Source organism: Gordoniibacillus kamchatkensis, assembly GCF_000829455.1.
GTDB lineage: Bacteria > Bacillota > Bacilli > Paenibacillales > NBRC-103111 > Gordoniibacillus > Gordoniibacillus kamchatkensis.
The window spans coordinates 1-15,645 of sequence record NZ_JXAK01000067.1 but is presented as its reverse complement, the minus strand read 5'-3'; the positions used below and the strand labels follow the sequence as shown (position 1 = coordinate 15,645).

Here is a 15,645-nt window from a genome sequence, read left to right as displayed (position 1 = left end):
AAGTATGTAGTAGGCTGCGCTTCTATTCCTCTAACTCGCTGCGGCAATCCCGCTCGCCCATCATTCAGGCTTCCCGATAAAGGCGGAGCGGAGGATGGGAATGTGGGCCTATGAGCGTAGCGTGCGCCTTTGAACTCGTCTGAGGGAACATGAGTTGTAACTCCGCGCTTGTCTCAGGCTAAGTGGGATTCTTAACGAATCTGACAGACGTAATTTACCGAAAATAGCCCCTTTCCAAATTGTAGCGAACTTGAGAAACGCTATTTGCCAAAAATCAATAGATATTCGACGATCTTTGGAGAAATAGCGCTTTTGAGATTCGTTAGCCTGTTTAACTGTGCCATACGAGATACATACCGTTTATACGATTCGTTACATGCCTGAAGCAAGTGCATAATCAGAACACGAGTGCGGGCGATGCCCGAGACCCGCATTCCCCTATCCGCAGCGCAGCCATACTTTCTCGGGCAGCCCGGACGGCGTAAGCCGTTATCCTTGTGTAGACATGCCTGCTTATGGACTTGCATACATATGAAACAAGCCGGTCGCCGGGAGGCGGCCGGTTCGTTTCACGGGTAATACGAGTAAAGGAGCTAGCCTGGCTAATGCTGATGACGATTATTTTGCCCGTTATGGCGGGATTGTCCATCTTTCTGTTCGGGATGAAGCTGATGGAGAGCGCCTTGCACGCTTGGGCGGGCCCGTATTTGAAGCGGACGCTGGAAATGTTCACGAAGACGCCGCTGCGCGGCCTTATCGCCGGCACCGCACTGACCGCGGTACTGCAAAGCTCGACGGCCGTCACTGTCATCACGATCGGCCTTGTCAATGCCGGGGTGCTCAGCTTCGCCGGAACGCTCGGCGTCATTCTCGGCACCAACATCGGCTCCTGCCTCTCCACCGAGCTGATCGGGCTCGGGCTGGGCCGCACAGGCGTGCCGATGCTGCTCGCCGCCAGCATCGTCTGGCTTGCGACATGGATACCGGCTGCCGACACCCGCCGCTGGGCGCTCAGCCTGCGCTGGGCGTCGCTCGCCGTCGCCGGCTTCGCGCTCGTGCTGCTCGGCGTGGAAATGATGCAGACGATCGGCGGACCGCTGCGCGAGCGCGGCTTGTTCGCCTGGTTCGTCTCCGCCTCGCAGCAGTCGCTGCTGTGGGGCGTTCTCGCCGGCGCCTGCGTCACCGCGCTCGTCCATTCCAGCGCGGCCACGATCGCGCTGACGATGAGCCTCGCCTCCGTCCAGGCGATATCCGTGGAGCTTGGCATCGCTATCGTGCTCGGCGCCAATATCGGCACGTGCGTAACCGCGCTCATCGCCTCCATCGGCGGCTCGAGAGCCGGCCGCTACGTGGCTTGGACGCACGTGCTGCTTAATGTTGGCGGCGCCGCGCTATTTTTCCCGCTGATCGGGCTGCTGTTCCACTTGACGACGCTGCTTTCCGCCGACGAAGCCGGGCAAATCGCCCGCTTCCAGACGGTGTTCAACATTATATGTTCGCTGCTGGCTTTGCCGCTATGCTATCTCAATAAGTGGAAGAACCTTGAATTCCGTTCATGATGGCCACCCCGGAGCTTGTGCCGAGCCGGTTCGCGCCGGCTTCGATCATCTCCAGCGCCGCCTGCGCGTCGCGCACGCCGCCGGAAGCTTTGACGCCGATCTGCGGCGATACGGACGCCCGCATGAGCCGGACATGCTCCACTGTCGCACCGCCGGGCCCGAAGCCGGTCGACGTTTTGACGAAATGGGCTCCCGCTTCTTCCGACAGCTTGCATGCCGCAGCAATCAGCTCGCCATCCAGATAGCCCGTCTCCAAAATGACCTTCACGATCGCAGCGCCGCGCACGGCGTCAACTACCTGGGCGATGTCGCGCTTCACGGTCGCGTAATCGCGCTCCAGCAGCGAGCCGATCGCCAGCACCATATCGATTTCGGCCGCTCCGTCCTTCGCCGCAGCCGCCGCTTCGAACGCTTTCGCTTCGCTTCGTCCCGCGCCGAGCGGGAAGCCGGCCACTACCGCCACTTTCACATTCGAGCCGGCGAGCAGCTCTTTGCACAGCGGTACCCACTGGCCGTTCACGCATACGCTGTAAAATGCGTACTGCTTCGCCTCCGCGCACAGCTTCTCGATAGCGGCGCGCCCGGCGTCGGCCTTAAGCAGCGTGTGGTCGATATAGGAAGCGAGCTGCTTCGGGTCCAATCCTTGTCCTTGAGCCATCGTCACACCTCTTTATTCAGTCTTCAAAGGTGATAGCGGAACACGGCTCCGCTATACGTAGTATTTCCCGCCATTTCCCAGAATTAGCGGAACAGCAGTCCGTTATTTGCCGGCAAAACCGTAAATTCCCTCGAGTTTTGTCTCGATAACGGAACGACATTCCGTTATTTAGTCCCATACGCCGCAATTATCGCGAATAGCGGAACGCAGTTCCGCTATTGCCTAACCGGGCTTCGGCTCGGCCAGCAGCCTGCATAGCTTTAACCGGCAGCTGCCGTCCGCTGTGCCGCCGGAACCGCCTCAACCGCCGGCTCCGTCAGCGCACCTGCAGCGCCTGTAGCTCCCGGCACTACTTCGTCCGTGTCCGTACCTGCCGGCGCCGCTGCCTTCGCGCTCGTACTTCCCGGCTCCTCTTCCTCCGCGCTGACAAGACGCCCCCGGTTCACGTTCACGTCCGCTTCCAGCAGCTGGACGCGGCACGTTTTGCCGATCAGCTCCTCGCCGCCTTCGAACGCGATCTGCAAGTAGTTGTCGGAATAGCCCATCAGCTGCCCGCTGGCAAGCTGGCCCTTCTGATCGCGCTCCGGAATGACTTCGAGCACTTCGCCTACAAACTGCTGCGCGTAAGCGAGCTGGTTCCGCTCGGACAAGTCGATCAGCTCGTGGACGCGCTCGTTTTTCGCTTCCTCGTCGATCTGGTCGTCCATCCGCGCCGCCGGCGTGCCGGTCCGCTTCGAATACGGGAACACGTGCATTTCCGCAAAATTCATCTCTTCGATGAACCGGTAGCCTTCGCGGAACAGCTCCTCCGTCTCGCCCGGGAAGCCGACGATCAGGTCGGTCGTGATCGCCACGCCCGGCATCGCTTCGCGGATGCGGCGCAGCTTCTCGGCAAACTCGGCCGTCGTATACTTGCGGCGCATGCGGCGCAGGATTTCGTCGGAGCCGGCCTGGAGCGGAATGTGCAGGTGGCGGCACATTTTGTCGGAGGCTTTCAGTACTTCCAGCACTTCGTCCGTAATTTGGCTCGCTTCGATCGAAGAAATGCGCACGCGCCGCAGTCCCTCAACCTTGTCGAGGTCCCACAGCAGCTTGGCGAGCGAGTAATCTTCCAAATCTTCGCCGTAGCCGCCCGTATGAATGCCGGTCAGCACGATCTCCTTATACCCCGCGTCCACGAGCAGCCGCGCCTGCTTCAGCACGCTTTCCGGCTCGCGGCTGCGCATCAGCCCTCGCGACCAAGGAATGATGCAGAACGTGCAGAAGTTGTTGCAGCCTTCCTGAATTTTCAAAAACGCCCGCGTCTGGTGGGCGAAATCCGGAACGTCGAGCTCTTCGAACTGGCGCGTCTTCATAATGTTGCGCACCGCGTTGATCGGCTTGCGCTCCGCCTCGTACTGCTTCACGAGCGGAATGATCCGCTCCCGGTCCTGCGTCCCGATGACGAGATCGACGCCGGGAATTGCCATAATTTCCGCCGGCGACGTTTGCGCATAGCAGCCCGTCACGGCCACGATCGCGTCCGGATTGCGCCGCACGGCGCGGCGGATCATTTGCCGGCTCTTCTTGTCGCCGGTGTTCGTCACCGTGCACGTATTGATCACGTACACGTCCGCCGTCTGCTCGAAATCGACCTGCTCGTAGCCTTCGTTTTTGAACTTTTGCCAAATCGCTTCCGTATCGTAAAAATTGACTTTGCAGCCAAGCGTATGAAACGCTACCGTTGGCATATTAGCTTCCTCCCATCTCTCCGGTTTCATATAAAATGCACGCGAGACCGACCATAGCCGCCGTCTCCGTGCGCAATATTCGTTTACCGAGGCCGACCGGACGGCATCCCGCCGCTTCCGCTTCAAGCGCTTCCTTCTCGCTGAAGCCGCCTTCCGGCCCGACGAGCAGCAGCAGCTTCGGCTTCGCGCCGGCCTCTGACGGACCAGCCGCACCGCGTGCACTCGCGTTCGGCACAGCGGCCGAAACACCGCTGCCGCTACCGCCTGAAGCAGCCTCGGGGGCGTCACCGCCTCCGGTCGCAGCTTTCGCCGCGCCCCCGCGCGAGGCCGCCGCAGCGGCTTCCGCCTTCCACGCCTGCAGCGCATCCTTCAGCCCGTAGCCGCCTTCCTTCTCGTAGCACAGCCATGCCGCATCCGCTTCGCGGACAAGCTGCAGCAGCTCCTTCCACGTGCGTACGCCGTCGACCGCCGGGATGCGGTTGCGGTGCGCCTGCTCCGCTGCTTCCTTGGCGATTTTGTGCCATCGCTCGGCGCGCTTTGCTTCTTTCTTCGCATCGTACTGAACGACGGTCCGCTCCGACAGGAACGGGACGAAGCGCGCTGCGCCGAGCTCCGTTCCTTTTTGGATGACCGTCTCCATCTTGTCGCCTTTCGGCAAGCTTTGCCCGATCCAGACGTCGACCGCGGGCTCCGCCTCAAGCGGCAGCCATTCCCGCACGGTTCCCCGCGCCGCGGATTTGTCCAGAGCAACAAGCTCGACCTTGGCCTCGCGGCCCTGCCCGTCGCTGGCGATCACGACGTCGCCGACCTCCGCCCTCATGACGCGCAGTAAATGGTGCGCATCGTCGCCGGCAATCGTGACGTCGGACCCGACCCACTGCTCGGACGCTACAAAATAACGCTGCATCAGCCTCAACCTAACCTTATTCGCCAAATTGCGCAATCTTCATCATACTGTATTTCCGGGCAAAATGCTACCGCTGCCAGCAACTGGCGCGGCGGCATTTTACAGCAGAAGCCGCCACGGAATGTCGAACCCGTATATGCGGCTGAGCGGCCAGCTCAGCGCTTCCGCGAGAGGATAACGGAGCTGGAACAGGACACCTAGCGTGTAGCGCGACAGCGGCGGGATAAAAATAAGAAGCAAAAAGATGTATAAGGCCCACTGCTCGTACCGGGAAAGGCTGCGCGCGGCCCGCTGCGGAGCGATGTCGTACAAGATGCGGTAGCCGTCCAGCGGCGGAATCGGGATTAAATTGAACAAAAACAATATGAGATTCGTGCGGATGAAATGTTGCAGAAAAACGTAAACCGCCGAGTTGACGCCGTCCGTCGAATGCTCCAGCATGTGGAAATGATTGACGACAAATACGGCAAGCACTCCTATGAACGCCAGCACGAGATTGCTGACCGGACCGGCTGCGGTCGTGATGACGCCCATCAGCCGCGGCTTGCGGAAACGGCTGCGATCGACGGGCACCGGCTTGGCCCAGCCGAAACCGGCAAGCACGAAAAAAATCATACCGATCAGGCTGATGTGCTCGGCCGGATTGAGCGTCACGCGGCCGAGCAGCTTGGCGGTCGGATCCCCGAATTTATAAGCTGTATACGCATGCGCAAATTCGTGCACAGTGAACGAGATGATCAGCACCAGGACAATAAAAGGCAGCTGATCGAGCGGAAAAGCCAAAAAATTGCCGAATGTCATATGGCCCTCCCTACTTCTTCCTGGCGACGAACACGACCCAGTCTTGATCGCTGTCTTTGCTCTCGATCCCGAACCCGGCGGCGCTGAGCGCTTCTTCAATGATTTGTTCTTTGGCCGTAATTATGCCGCTTACGATATATCGCCCGCCCGATGGCAGCACCTGCGCGACATCGTCGATAAAGAGCAGAATGATTTCCGCCAAAATGTTGGCGACCACGACTTGCACCGGCATCCGCACGCCGACGCTTTCGCCGCTGCCGCTGTCTTTAAGCGCCTGCAGCAAATCGCTGTGGCGCACCGTAATCGCTTCCTCCAGCCCGTTCAGGCGAACGTTCTCCGTAGCGCTGGAGACGGCGACCGGGTCGAGGTCGAGCGCCAATACGTGCCGCGCGCCTAGCTTGGCAGCAGCGATCGCCAGCACGCCCGAGCCGGTGCCGACGTCGATCACGTCGTCGCTCGGCCGGATGACTTGCTCGAGCGCTTTCAAGCAAAGCGACGTCGTTGCATGCGTGCCCGTCCCGAACGCCATGCCCGGATCGAGTTCCAGCACGATTTCATTCGGGGAGGCGTCGTACGGCTCCCACGTCGGCTTGATCGTCAATCGCTCGGTGACGCGCAGCGGCTTGAAATACTGCTTCCATGCATTCGCCCAGTCCTGCTCGTCGACGAGCCGCACCGCATACTCCGGATTGCCGGTGTCGATGCCGTAGTCGGCCAGCTCCGCCATGCGGCGTTTCAGCTCGGCCAGCACTTCCTCCAGGTCCGTGCCTTCCACATAGTAGCCTTGCAGCACAGCCCGGCCTTCGGGAACGCTCGAAGGCAGCAGCTCGTACCATTGCCCCAGCGACGTGTCGCGCGGCTTGTCCGGCGGCTCCCACTCCTCGATCGTCACCCCGCCGGCACCGAGTTCATGCAAAAAATTGGAAGCCATCTCGACCGCTTCGGCAGTCGTATGGACGGTAATCTCATGCCATTTCATCGTTTCAGCCATGCCCCCTGTCTCGTTCGCAACACGCCTATTGTACTACACTTGCCGCAAGGTTCCAAACATTTGCCGAAGGGCCCTTAGGCGCAAAATGCTCCGGAGCCCCTATCGGGACTCCGAAGCATTTTTGAGTCAAACGTTCGGGTGGACCGGCTCCTGTACATCCTCAGCCGGCATAAGCGGCGATGCTTCCGCTACATAAGGGCGCGGCTTGCCGTGCAGCACATTTTCGGCGTGGCGGTACCAGGCGCGCAGCACCTCGTTCGTTTTGCCCGCGTCTTTCGTGAACAAGTAATGGCCGGCGTCGCGGATGACCGCCCGCTTGGCGTGCGGAAGCCGCTGCAAAATCATTTCGGCGTAAGCTTCGAACCGCTTGTCGTTTTGCCCGTACATGAGCAGCAGCGGATGCTCGATATGATGCACCCGGTCCGTGCAGTTGTAGTCGAGGCTGTAGCCGAAATATTGCCGGACGTTGTCGATGTTCCCGTAGCGTGCATGCTTGAACAAGTTTTTGAACGTGAGGCCCATATCCGAGTTGCCGAAGGTGACCCCGAGCGTCAGCAGCCGGATCAGCAGCGGCGACGAGAGCAGCTCCGCGCCCTTGATTCTGCCGCGCAAAAACCAGTCCCGCGCCTCCGACATGCCGACGGCGACGACGCCGCTCAGGAAGCGGGTCGGGGCTTCCAGCAGCGCTTCGAGCACGATCGAGCCGCCGGTCGAGTAGCCGCACAGATGCGCATGGGGCAGCTCTAAATAGTCAAGCAGCGCGATAATGTCGGACACGATGAGCGGGTACGTGACCGGCTCGTCGGAATGGGCGCTATGGCCGTGGCCGCGAATATCGAACGTGATGATTTTGAATTCGTCGGACAGCTGCACTTGCTGATACCGGAAAATCGCCGAGGTGATGAGCGGCGGGTGAATCATGACGATCGGCGCGCCGGAGCCTTTCACATGATAGTGCAAAGCCGTACCGTTCACGTGCGCGATAGGCATATTACGTTACCTCCGTATCGTTGGCTTGAGGCTTATACAAGTCCCCCGCTCTGCTCGCACACGCGCAGAGCCTGTTCGTACACATTCTCGTTGACTACGGCCGTAAGCAGAATGTCCCGGCCTGTGTCCAGATTGCCGCCGCCGCTCATGCTGTACGCGCTCGGATCGGCGGCAGCCAAAATGGCCGCCTCGCGGGAATTGAAGCCGGCGTTAAGCGTCAGCGAGCCCAGACTCGGAAAATCGCCATTGATCGGATTCATGACGTGATCGACGCCCATATCGCTATCGCTTGGGTAATGGCTGATCCGGTCGATTTGAATCGTTTCGACGCGCAGCGCCCGCAATTTGGAAGCGACGCCTTCAGCCTGCTCGGGGCTGTTGAAATAAGCCAAAATCGCTCGTTCTCCCATATCGCAAGAGCCCCCTATTGCTGCTGCCGAGCGTCCGCTTCGTGCGCCCGCTCCGCTGCTTCTTTATCGTCTTCATCGGCGAACTCCGCATCGTACTGAACGTCTTCATTTTTCGCTACCGGCAACTGGCGTGCCGTTTTCTGGTGCCGGCGGTTCGTTTCGTTCATCGGACAGACAGCTCCTTTTCTGATCGTAGACTATCCGATAGTGTCCCTAGCCGCGCCTAAATTTATGCTGTTTTGCCTGTACGATAACGCCGCGAATGCAAAAAAGCCCTCCCCGTTCCGTCATGCGGAACGCGGGAAGGCTTGCCACTGCCGATATGAAGCGGTTATTCGCCTAAAAAGGCCTTCTTCATCCGCTCGAAAATGGATTGCTGCTGCTCATGCGTATGCTCGCCGCTCAGCTTGGCGAATTCGCGAAGCAAATCTTTCTGCTCTTCGTTCAAGTTCGTCGGCGTAACGACGACGACTTTGACGTGCTGGTCGCCCTGGCCGTAGCCGCGCAGCCGCGGCACGCCCTTCCCTTTGAGGCGGAAATACGTATCGGTCTGCGTACCGGGCGGAATTTTCAGCTTCACTTTCTCCGTCAGCGTCGGAATTTCGATCTCGTCGCCGAGCGCCGCCTGCGCGAACGTGAGCGGCACTTCGCAGTAAATATCGTCGCCTTCGCGCTCGAAAAAGTCGTGCGCCTTAACGCGAATAACGACGTACAGGTCGCCCGGAGGCCCGCCGCGAGTGCCTGCTTCGCCTTCGCCGGAGACTCGCAGCTGCGCGCCGTCGTCGACGCCGGCCGGAATTTTAATGTGAATCGTGCGCTGCCGTTTCACTTTCCCTGTGCCGTGGCATGTGCCGCATTTATCTTTGACGATTTTGCCCTGGCCGTTGCAGTGCGTGCAGACGCGGCGGTTCACGATGCGGCCGAACGCGGTGTTCTGCACGACTTCCTGCTGGCCGGTGCCGCGGCAGACGGGACACGTATCGGGATGCGTCCCCGGCTTCGCGCCGGAGCCGTGACACGTGTCGCACGTTTCGGTGCGGGGAATGTGCAGATCCATTTCCTTGCCGAACACGGCTTCCTTGAACTCGATCGTCAAGTTGTACTGCAGATCGCTTCCGCGATGAGGCGCATTCGGATTGCGCCGCTGCTGGCCGCCGCCGAAAAACATGTCGAAAATGTCGCCGAAGCCGCCGAAGTCGGCGCCGCCGCCAAAGCCGCCCCCTCCCATTCCCTGGTTCGGGTCGACGTGGCCGAACCGGTCGTAGGTCGCCTTCTTCTGCTCGTCGCTTAGGACGTCGTACGCTTCCTTCGCTTCCTTGAACTTCGCCTCCGCGTCGGGGGCCTTGTTCACGTCCGGATGGTATTCGCGCGCAAGCCTGCGATAAGCTTTCTTGATATCTTCTGGCGAAGCGTCTTTGGAAACGCCTAGCACTTCATAGTAATCCCGTTTGCTCATGTGAATCGTTCCACTCCCATTGATGCCGCCGCCGCGCGGGGACAAAAGTTCCGCGCGGACACGGTGGCCCGGCGCGGCTCGGCTGTATAGGTAACTTTGGTGCGAAAGGAACAGATTTGAACCGGCTCCTTTACGCGTGCAGAGCCGCGGCTGCCCGCGGCCCTACCTGTTACCTTACAACGGATTACTTCTTATCGTCAACGACTTCGTAATCGGCATCCACGACGTTGTCGCGACCTTTGCCAGCCGCGTCACCGCCGCCTGCCGCTCCTGCGCCCTGCTGCGCCTGCGCTGCCTGCTCATACAGCTTCACGGACAGCTGCTGCACGACTTGCGTCAGCTCTTCCGTCGCTTTTTTGATCGTTTCGAGATCGTTGCCTTCGAGCGCTTGCTTCAATTTATCTTTCGCTGCGTTCGCTTTCTCGATTTCGCCCTGGTCGACTTTGTCGCCGAGATCCTTGATCGTTTTGTCAACGGTGTAGACCAGCTGATCGGCCTGGTTGCGGGCTTCGACGAGCTCTTTCCGCTTGCGGTCTTCCTCGGCGTGGGACTCGGCGTCCTTCATCATGCGGTCGATTTCGTCCGAGCTCAAGCCGCTGGACGAGGTGATCGTAATTTTTTGGCTCTTGCCCGTGCCTTTATCGACAGCCGATACGTTCACGATGCCGTTGGCGTCGATGTCGAACGTCACTTCGATTTGCGGAATGCCGCGCGGCGCCGGCGGGATGTCGCCGAGCATAAAGCGGCCGAGCGTTTTGTTGTCCGCTGCCATCGCGCGCTCGCCTTGCAGCACGTGAATTTCCACGCTCGTCTGGTTGTCCGCGAACGTCGAAAAGATTTGCGACTTGCTCGTCGGAATCGTCGTATTGCGGTCGATCATTTTAGTGAACACGCCGCCTGCAGTTTCGATGCCGAGCGACAGCGGAGTAACGTCCAGCAGCACGACGTCTTTCACGTCGCCGGTCAGAACGCCGGCTTGAATTGCGGCGCCGACCGCCACCACTTCGTCCGGGTTGACGCCTTTGTACGGCTCTTTGCCGAGCAGGCGCTTAATGGCGTCCTGAACGGCGGGAATGCGCGTCGAACCGCCGACGAGCACGATTTTGTCGATATCGTTCGGCGTCATGCCGGCATCGGACAGCGCCTGGCGCGTCGGGCCCATCGTGCGCTCTACCAGATGCGCGCTGATTTCCTCGAACTTGGCCCGGGTCATGTTGACTTCCAAGTGCTGCGGAACGCCGTCGACAACGGTGATGAACGGCAACGAGATCGTCGTCGTCAGCACGCCGGACAGCTCTTTTTTCGCCTTTTCCGCGGCGTCTTTCAGGCGCTGTACCGCCGCTTTGTCCTTGCTGAGGTCGATGCCGTGCTCTTTCTTGAACTCGGCTACGAGGTAATCGATGATCGTCTGGTCAAAATCGTCGCCGCCGAGACGGTTGTCGCCGCTCGTTGCTTTGACCTCGAAAATGCCGTCGCCGAGCTCGAGGATCGAGACGTCGAACGTACCGCCGCCAAGGTCGTAAACGAGAATCGTTTGGTCCGCGTCTTTATCGAGACCGTAGGCGAGCGCCGCCGCCGTCGGCTCGTTGACGATGCGGAGCACTTCGAGGCCGGCGATTTTGCCCGCGTCCTTCGTTGCCTGGCGCTGGCTGTCGTTGAAATACGCCGGAACGGTAATGACCGCTTGCGTTACCGTTTGTCCCAGGTAAGCTTCCGCATCGGCTTTCAGCTTTTGCAAAATCATCGCCGAAATTTCTTGCGGCGTGTAGCTTTTGTCGTCGATCGTCACTTTATGGTTGGTGCCCATATGGCGCTTAATCGAAATGACCGTGCGGTCCGGATTCGTAATCGCCTGGCGCTTCGCCGTCTCGCCGACGATGCGCTCGCCGTCTTTTTTGAAGCCGACGACGGAAGGCGTCGTACGGTTGCCTTCGGCGTTAGGGATGACGACGGCTTCGCCGCCTTCCATGACCGCCACGCAGGAGTTTGTCGTACCTAAGTCGATACCGATAACTTTACTCATGGGAAAACCCCTCCTTGATAGTATAATTAAACGCTGACCTTGACCATGGCCGGGCGGATCACTTTATCTTTCAGCATATAGCCTTTCTGCAGCTCCTCGACCACGATGCCTTCTTCATGCTCTTCCGACTCAACCTGCATCACTGCTTGATGAAGCTCGGGGTTGAACGGCTGGCCGACCGCTTCGATCGGCGCCAAGCCTTCTTGGGAGAGCACTTGGTCGAGCTGGCGGTACGTCATGTCGAGCCCTTTCAGCAATGCGTCGAAATCGCGGTTTTCCTTGCTTGCAGCGATAGCGCGGCCAAAGTTGTCGACGACCGGAAGCAGCTGCTCGATCAGCTTCAATGACGCGTATTTGGCGAAGTCTTCTTTCTCCTGACGCGCCCGGCGCCGGAAATTGTCGAAATCCGCCTGCGCGCGCAGAAAACGTTGATAGTTCTCTTCAGCTAGCTTGCGCAGCTCTTCCATTTGCGCCGCTACCGGATCTTGCGCACCATTTTGCTCCTGCGAGGCTTCCGGCTCTTGCACCTTGGCGCCGTCTTGTGCGGCTTCCGCGTTCGCTTCGGCCTGCCGGGACGCTTCCGTTTCCGCTTCGGTTTCATATGTAGCGTCCGCTTGCGTCTTCGTATTATCTGTACTCAATGAGAGTTCACCCCCTTATAAAGTTACTGTTCGAATTTATTGTTTCCCTAACCGGGACGCTCAAGACTGCGTTCGCCTTTTGCGATTGTTGGCAGCTTGGGCGCCGGCCGCGCAGCTGCGAATCGCCAGACGGGGAGAGACGCCGTACGGCTCAGCCGTACCAGCGTCCCAATACGACGGCGAGATTTTTCGAAACGTGGTCGAGCAAACTCATCACTTTCGCATATTCCATCCGTGTCGGACCGAGTACCCCGATCGTGCCCAGAAATTGGTCGCCGATGGAATACGTCGCCGTGATGAGCGAACAATCGTTGACGGCCTCCATGCTGTTTTCCGAACCGATACGCACTTGTATTCCGCCTTGATGGGACGATGCAACCAGGCGGATAAGAGACGGCGGAGCCTCCAGCAGATCGAGCAAGCTCTTCACTTTATCTACGTCGCGGAATTCCGGCTGCGTCAGCATGTTCGTCGTACCGCTAAGGAAAATGCGGTTCTCTTCGTCCTTGTTCACGACTTTCTCCAGCTCGCGCAGCAGTTTGTCGTGCCCGGAAGCGTAACGGCTCAGCTCGCTTGCCACTTCGCTGAACAGCTTCGTGCGAAATTGCAGCAGCGGCACGCCTTGCAGCCGCGCATTCAAAATGTTGACGACTTTTTCCAGCTCGGCCATAGACAATCCTTCGGGGATCGTGAACGTTTTGTTTTCCACTTGTCCCGTGTTGGTGACGATGATCGCTACCGCCTGGCTTTCGTTCAGCGGCACGAGCTGAATATGCTTGAGCGTCGTGCTGAGCACCTCGGGCCCGACGACAATCGACGTATAGTTGGTCAAGCTCGACAAAACGGATGCGACGTGCTGAATGACCTGCTCCATCCGGTCGATTTTCTCGGCGAAAAACAGCTTGATGACGTTCAGCTCATGCGGAGTGAGCGTCCCATGCTGGATGAGATGGTCGACATAATAGCGATAGCCTTTTTGCGACGGAATGCGCCCGGCCGACGTATGCGGCTGCTCCAAAAAGCCCATCTCCTCGAGATCGGACATTTCGTTGCGGATCGTAGCAGGACTAAACCCGACGTTGCCGCGCTTCGAAATGCTGCGGGAGCCGATCGGCTCTGCGGAACGAATATAATCATCGACAATGGCACTAAGAATCATACGCTGACGCTCCGACAACATAGGGAAGTCCTCCTCCTTGCGGGCTTGTCGTTAGCACTCTGCCGAGATGAGTGCTAATCACTATCACAAAAATAACAGACCCGAAGGCCTGTTGTCAAGCAAGGATAACCGGTTTGAGGCGCCGCCCTGCGCTGGAGTCTCACACTTCCGGCTTTGCTTCCAGGCGCCGCAGCACGGCAATCTCGTCGCAGGCAAAACGTTTTTTGCAATTCATGCAGTCTTTCCACACCTTCTCCGGAAAAACGTCCTTCGGCACGATCGTAAAACCGTTGCGCTGAAAAAACGACACCTCATAAGTGAGCGCCATCACTTTGGCGATGCCTAGCCTGGCCGCTTCTTCCACGAGCGCAGCGATCAGCTTGTTGCCGATGCCTTGTCCTTTATGACCGTCGGTAACTCCGAGCGAGCGGATCTCCACCAAATCGGGCCCAAGCCGCGTCAGAGCCCCGCAGCCGACAAGCTCGTCGTCGATTTCGGCGACTACGAACGTCTCTATTTGCTCCTGCAGCATTTCCCGCGAACGCGGCAGCATAATGCCTTGCTCCGCGTAGCCTTGAATAATGCGGTACAACGTGTCCAAATCGCGTTCCGTCGCCTTGCGGCAAGCTACCGTACCCGTCTTCACCGGAGATCCCACCTATCGATGCCAAAAATGAAATATGAATAAATATACAACAAAACGAATAGTTTGAAAAGCGGATTTTTTACTCTGTCAAGGCTCCGACAAATTCGGCGAACACCTCGTTGCCCAGCAGAAGTCCTTGCTCCGTAAGCCGGTATCCGTCCTCCGTACTTTCCAAAAGTCCGCTTGCCTGCAGCTTGCCTAGCTTCGCGCCGAATATTTCATCCACGCCGCTCCGCCGAACTGCCGGGCAAAATCGTCCCGCCGCACGCCGCGAAGCAGCCGCAGTCCGACCATCATGAAATCTTCCATCGCTTCCGCTTCGCTCACCGTCTCCTTTTCCATGATAGGCAACCCGCCTTGCGCCGCGGCGATATAGTCGGCGATCCCTTTCACGTTGACGTGGCGCTGCCTGCTTACGTAACCGTGTGCCCCTGCGCCGAGCCCGTAGTAGCTCTCGTTGCGCCAGTAGGTCGTATTATGCCTGCTCTCATAGCCCGGCTTGGCAAAATTGCTGATTTCATATTGCTCATAGCCGGCCTGCTGCAGCCGTTCTCGAATCATGAGGAACATTTCCACTTCCTCTTCCTCGCTTGGCAGCGGCAGCTGTCCTTTCTGATACAGCGTATGGAACAGCGTGTTTTCCTCCACTTTGAGGCTGTACAACGAGTAATGCCGAAGCTCGAGCTTGAGTGCAGCGTCCAGCGATTGCCGCATATGCTCCGTCGTCTGTCCCGGCAGCCCGAACATCAAGTCGATAGATAAGTTATCGAATCCAAGCTTGCGGGCGTTTTCCAGGCTGCGGTATACGTCGTCGGTATTATGGATGCGCCCGATTTTGTGCAGCAAGCCGTTGTCGAACGACTGCACGCCGAAACTGATCCGGTTTACGCCGCCGGCCTTCATGACAGCGAGCTTGTCTTCGTCGGTCGTACCCGGATTCGCTTCCATCGTAAATTCGAGGTTAGGATCATCCAGCGGAAAATGCCGCGCCACCATCGTCAGGAACCGCTCCATCTGGTCGGGCAACAGCACGGTCGGCGTTCCGCCTCCTACGAACACAGTCTCGATCCGCCCGGGCGGCACGGCTGCAACCGTGAGCGCCATCTCGCGTTCGAGCGCATCAAGGTAATCCGCAACCGGCTGCCCTTTCAATACGTAAGAGTTGAAATCGCAGTAGTGGCATTTGTTTGTGCAGAACGGGATATGAATATAAACGGCTTTAGGCGCCGATTGAATGAAAGGGGACATCGGGCATTTTCCTCCATATAAACAAATAAAGCCACGAGGCTACCCTCTGGCTTTCGGTTTCGTTGTTGGAGCGGAAGACGGGATTCGAACCCGCGACCCTCGCCTTGGCAAGGCGATGCTCTACCCCTGAGCCACTTCCGCACGACGTATATCATAGCATGATATGTGCCATGTTGCAAATGTGTTAAGTATGCGGTCGGTGGGATTTGAACCCACACGGGCTTGCGCCCGCCACCCCCTCAAGATGGTGTGTCTGCCGTTCCACCACGACCGCATATGAATTAGGGAGATTTGCTCCCTGAAAACTAGATACGAAACGTTGCGCAATAGAAGCTCTATGTTTTGGATAAGCCCTCGACCGATTAGTATTCGTCAGCTCCACGCATTGCTGCGCTTCCACCTCGAACCTATCAACCTCGTCGTCTA

At 58.6% G+C, this 15,645-nt stretch carries 14 protein-coding genes, 2 tRNA genes, 1 rRNA gene and 1 pseudogene; 1 reads left to right on the top strand and 17 read right to left on the bottom strand.

Going from position 1 to position 15,645, the window contains the following annotated elements; translation table 11 throughout:
• Window positions 1-605: 605 nt before the first annotated feature.
• Window positions 606-1,559: a Na/Pi cotransporter family protein gene (locus SD70_RS27365; protein ID WP_041051524.1), complete on the top strand. Its 954-nt coding sequence runs from the start codon at window positions 606-608 to the stop codon at window positions 1,557-1,559.
• Here the strand turns inward: SD70_RS27365 and deoC are convergent.
• From deoC to SD70_RS27285, 17 genes and pseudogenes are all read right to left on the bottom strand, one after another.
• Window positions 1,525-2,217 carry a deoxyribose-phosphate aldolase gene (gene deoC, locus SD70_RS27360; RefSeq protein ID WP_041051522.1) on the bottom strand — a complete coding sequence of 231 codons (693 nt, stop codon included), beginning with the start codon at window positions 2,215-2,217 and terminating at the stop codon, window positions 1,525-1,527. The genes SD70_RS27365 and deoC overlap by 35 nt on opposite strands.
• Before the next feature lie 260 nt (window positions 2,218-2,477).
• The gene (gene mtaB, locus SD70_RS27355; RefSeq protein WP_052487937.1) at window positions 2,478-3,947 is read right to left on the bottom strand and encodes a tRNA (N(6)-L-threonylcarbamoyladenosine(37)-C(2))-methylthiotransferase MtaB; all 1,470 of its coding nucleotides are present in this window, start codon (window positions 3,945-3,947) and stop codon (window positions 2,478-2,480) included.
• A gap of 1 nt (window position 3,948) precedes the next feature.
• Window positions 3,949-4,854, bottom strand: coding sequence for an RsmE family RNA methyltransferase (locus SD70_RS27350; RefSeq protein ID WP_041051520.1), 906 nt, complete (start codon window positions 4,852-4,854; stop codon window positions 3,949-3,951).
• A 99-nt stretch (window positions 4,855-4,953) separates the two neighbouring features.
• Entirely contained in the window at window positions 4,954-5,655 is a 702-nt protein-coding gene (locus tag SD70_RS27345) for a site-2 protease family protein (protein WP_041051519.1), read from the bottom strand.
• Window positions 5,656-5,665: 10 nt separating this feature from the next.
• Entirely contained in the window at window positions 5,666-6,634 is a 969-nt protein-coding gene (prmA, locus tag SD70_RS27340) for a 50S ribosomal protein L11 methyltransferase (RefSeq protein WP_041051527.1), read from the bottom strand.
• 138 nt (window positions 6,635-6,772) lie between these two features.
• Window positions 6,773-7,636: an alpha/beta fold hydrolase gene (locus SD70_RS27335; RefSeq protein WP_041051517.1), complete on the bottom strand. Its 864-nt coding sequence runs from the start codon at window positions 7,634-7,636 to the stop codon at window positions 6,773-6,775.
• A gap of 32 nt (window positions 7,637-7,668) precedes the next feature.
• Entirely contained in the window at window positions 7,669-8,046 is a 378-nt protein-coding gene (locus SD70_RS27330; protein WP_041051515.1) for a hypothetical protein, read from the bottom strand.
• Between the two features lie 14 nt (window positions 8,047-8,060).
• Complete coding sequence (locus SD70_RS35395; protein WP_082053704.1) at window positions 8,061-8,213, bottom strand: YfhD family protein; 153 nt, start codon at window positions 8,211-8,213, stop codon at window positions 8,061-8,063.
• Window positions 8,214-8,377: 164 nt separating this feature from the next.
• Entirely contained in the window at window positions 8,378-9,502 is a 1,125-nt protein-coding gene (gene dnaJ / locus SD70_RS27325; RefSeq protein ID WP_041051514.1) for a molecular chaperone DnaJ, read from the bottom strand.
• Between the two features lie 184 nt (window positions 9,503-9,686).
• Window positions 9,687-11,525 carry a molecular chaperone DnaK gene (gene dnaK, locus SD70_RS27320; protein ID WP_041051512.1) on the bottom strand — a complete coding sequence of 613 codons (1,839 nt, stop codon included), beginning with the start codon at window positions 11,523-11,525 and terminating at the stop codon, window positions 9,687-9,689.
• Between the two features lie 26 nt (window positions 11,526-11,551).
• Entirely contained in the window at window positions 11,552-12,166 is a 615-nt protein-coding gene (gene grpE / locus SD70_RS27315) for a nucleotide exchange factor GrpE (RefSeq protein WP_041051510.1), read from the bottom strand.
• 151 nt (window positions 12,167-12,317) lie between these two features.
• Window positions 12,318-13,346 (bottom strand): heat-inducible transcriptional repressor HrcA, encoded by a 1,029-nt coding sequence (gene hrcA, locus SD70_RS27310; protein WP_041051508.1) that lies wholly within the window; start codon window positions 13,344-13,346, stop codon window positions 12,318-12,320.
• A gap of 139 nt (window positions 13,347-13,485) precedes the next feature.
• Window positions 13,486-13,971, bottom strand: coding sequence for an N-acetyltransferase (locus tag SD70_RS27305; protein WP_041051507.1), 486 nt, complete (start codon window positions 13,969-13,971; stop codon window positions 13,486-13,488).
• 79 nt (window positions 13,972-14,050) lie between these two features.
• Window positions 14,051-15,219, bottom strand: a pseudogene (gene hemW, locus SD70_RS27300) (radical SAM family heme chaperone HemW).
• Between the two features lie 66 nt (window positions 15,220-15,285).
• Window positions 15,286-15,360 (bottom strand) — tRNA-Gly (locus SD70_RS27295).
• Window positions 15,361-15,410: 50 nt separating this feature from the next.
• Window positions 15,411-15,493, bottom strand: a tRNA-Leu gene (locus SD70_RS27290).
• Window positions 15,494-15,561: 68 nt separating this feature from the next.
• Window positions 15,562-15,645: ribosomal RNA gene (locus tag SD70_RS27285) — 23S ribosomal RNA — on the bottom strand; the annotation flags it as partial.

Bases quoted from the DNA above. Each gene is read 5' to 3' on its own strand.
- SD70_RS27330 (WP_041051515.1), bottom strand. From the start codon at position 8,046: ATGGGAGAACGAGCGATTTTGGCTTATTTCAACAGCCCCGAGCAGGCT.
- SD70_RS27345 (WP_041051519.1), bottom strand. From the start codon at position 5,655: ATGACATTCGGCAATTTTTTGGCTTTTCCGCTCGATCAGCTGCCTTTT.
- SD70_RS35395 (WP_082053704.1), bottom strand. From the start codon at position 8,213: ATGAACGAAACGAACCGCCGGCACCAGAAAACGGCACGCCAGTTGCCG.
- deoC (WP_041051522.1), bottom strand. From the start codon at position 2,217: ATGGCTCAAGGACAAGGATTGGACCCGAAGCAGCTCGCTTCCTATATC.
- SD70_RS27365 (WP_041051524.1), top strand. From the start codon at position 606: ATGCTGATGACGATTATTTTGCCCGTTATGGCGGGATTGTCCATCTTT.
- dnaJ (WP_041051514.1), bottom strand. From the start codon at position 9,502: ATGAGCAAACGGGATTACTATGAAGTGCTAGGCGTTTCCAAAGACGCT.
- prmA (WP_041051527.1), bottom strand. From the start codon at position 6,634: ATGAAATGGCATGAGATTACCGTCCATACGACTGCCGAAGCGGTCGAG.
- SD70_RS27335 (WP_041051517.1), bottom strand. From the start codon at position 7,636: ATGCCTATCGCGCACGTGAACGGTACGGCTTTGCACTATCATGTGAAA.
- dnaK (WP_041051512.1), bottom strand. From the start codon at position 11,525: ATGAGTAAAGTTATCGGTATCGACTTAGGTACGACAAACTCCTGCGTG.
- mtaB (WP_052487937.1), bottom strand. From the start codon at position 3,947: ATGCCAACGGTAGCGTTTCATACGCTTGGCTGCAAAGTCAATTTTTAC.
- hrcA (WP_041051508.1), bottom strand. From the start codon at position 13,346: ATGTTGTCGGAGCGTCAGCGTATGATTCTTAGTGCCATTGTCGATGAT.
- SD70_RS27350 (WP_041051520.1), bottom strand. From the start codon at position 4,854: ATGCAGCGTTATTTTGTAGCGTCCGAGCAGTGGGTCGGGTCCGACGTC.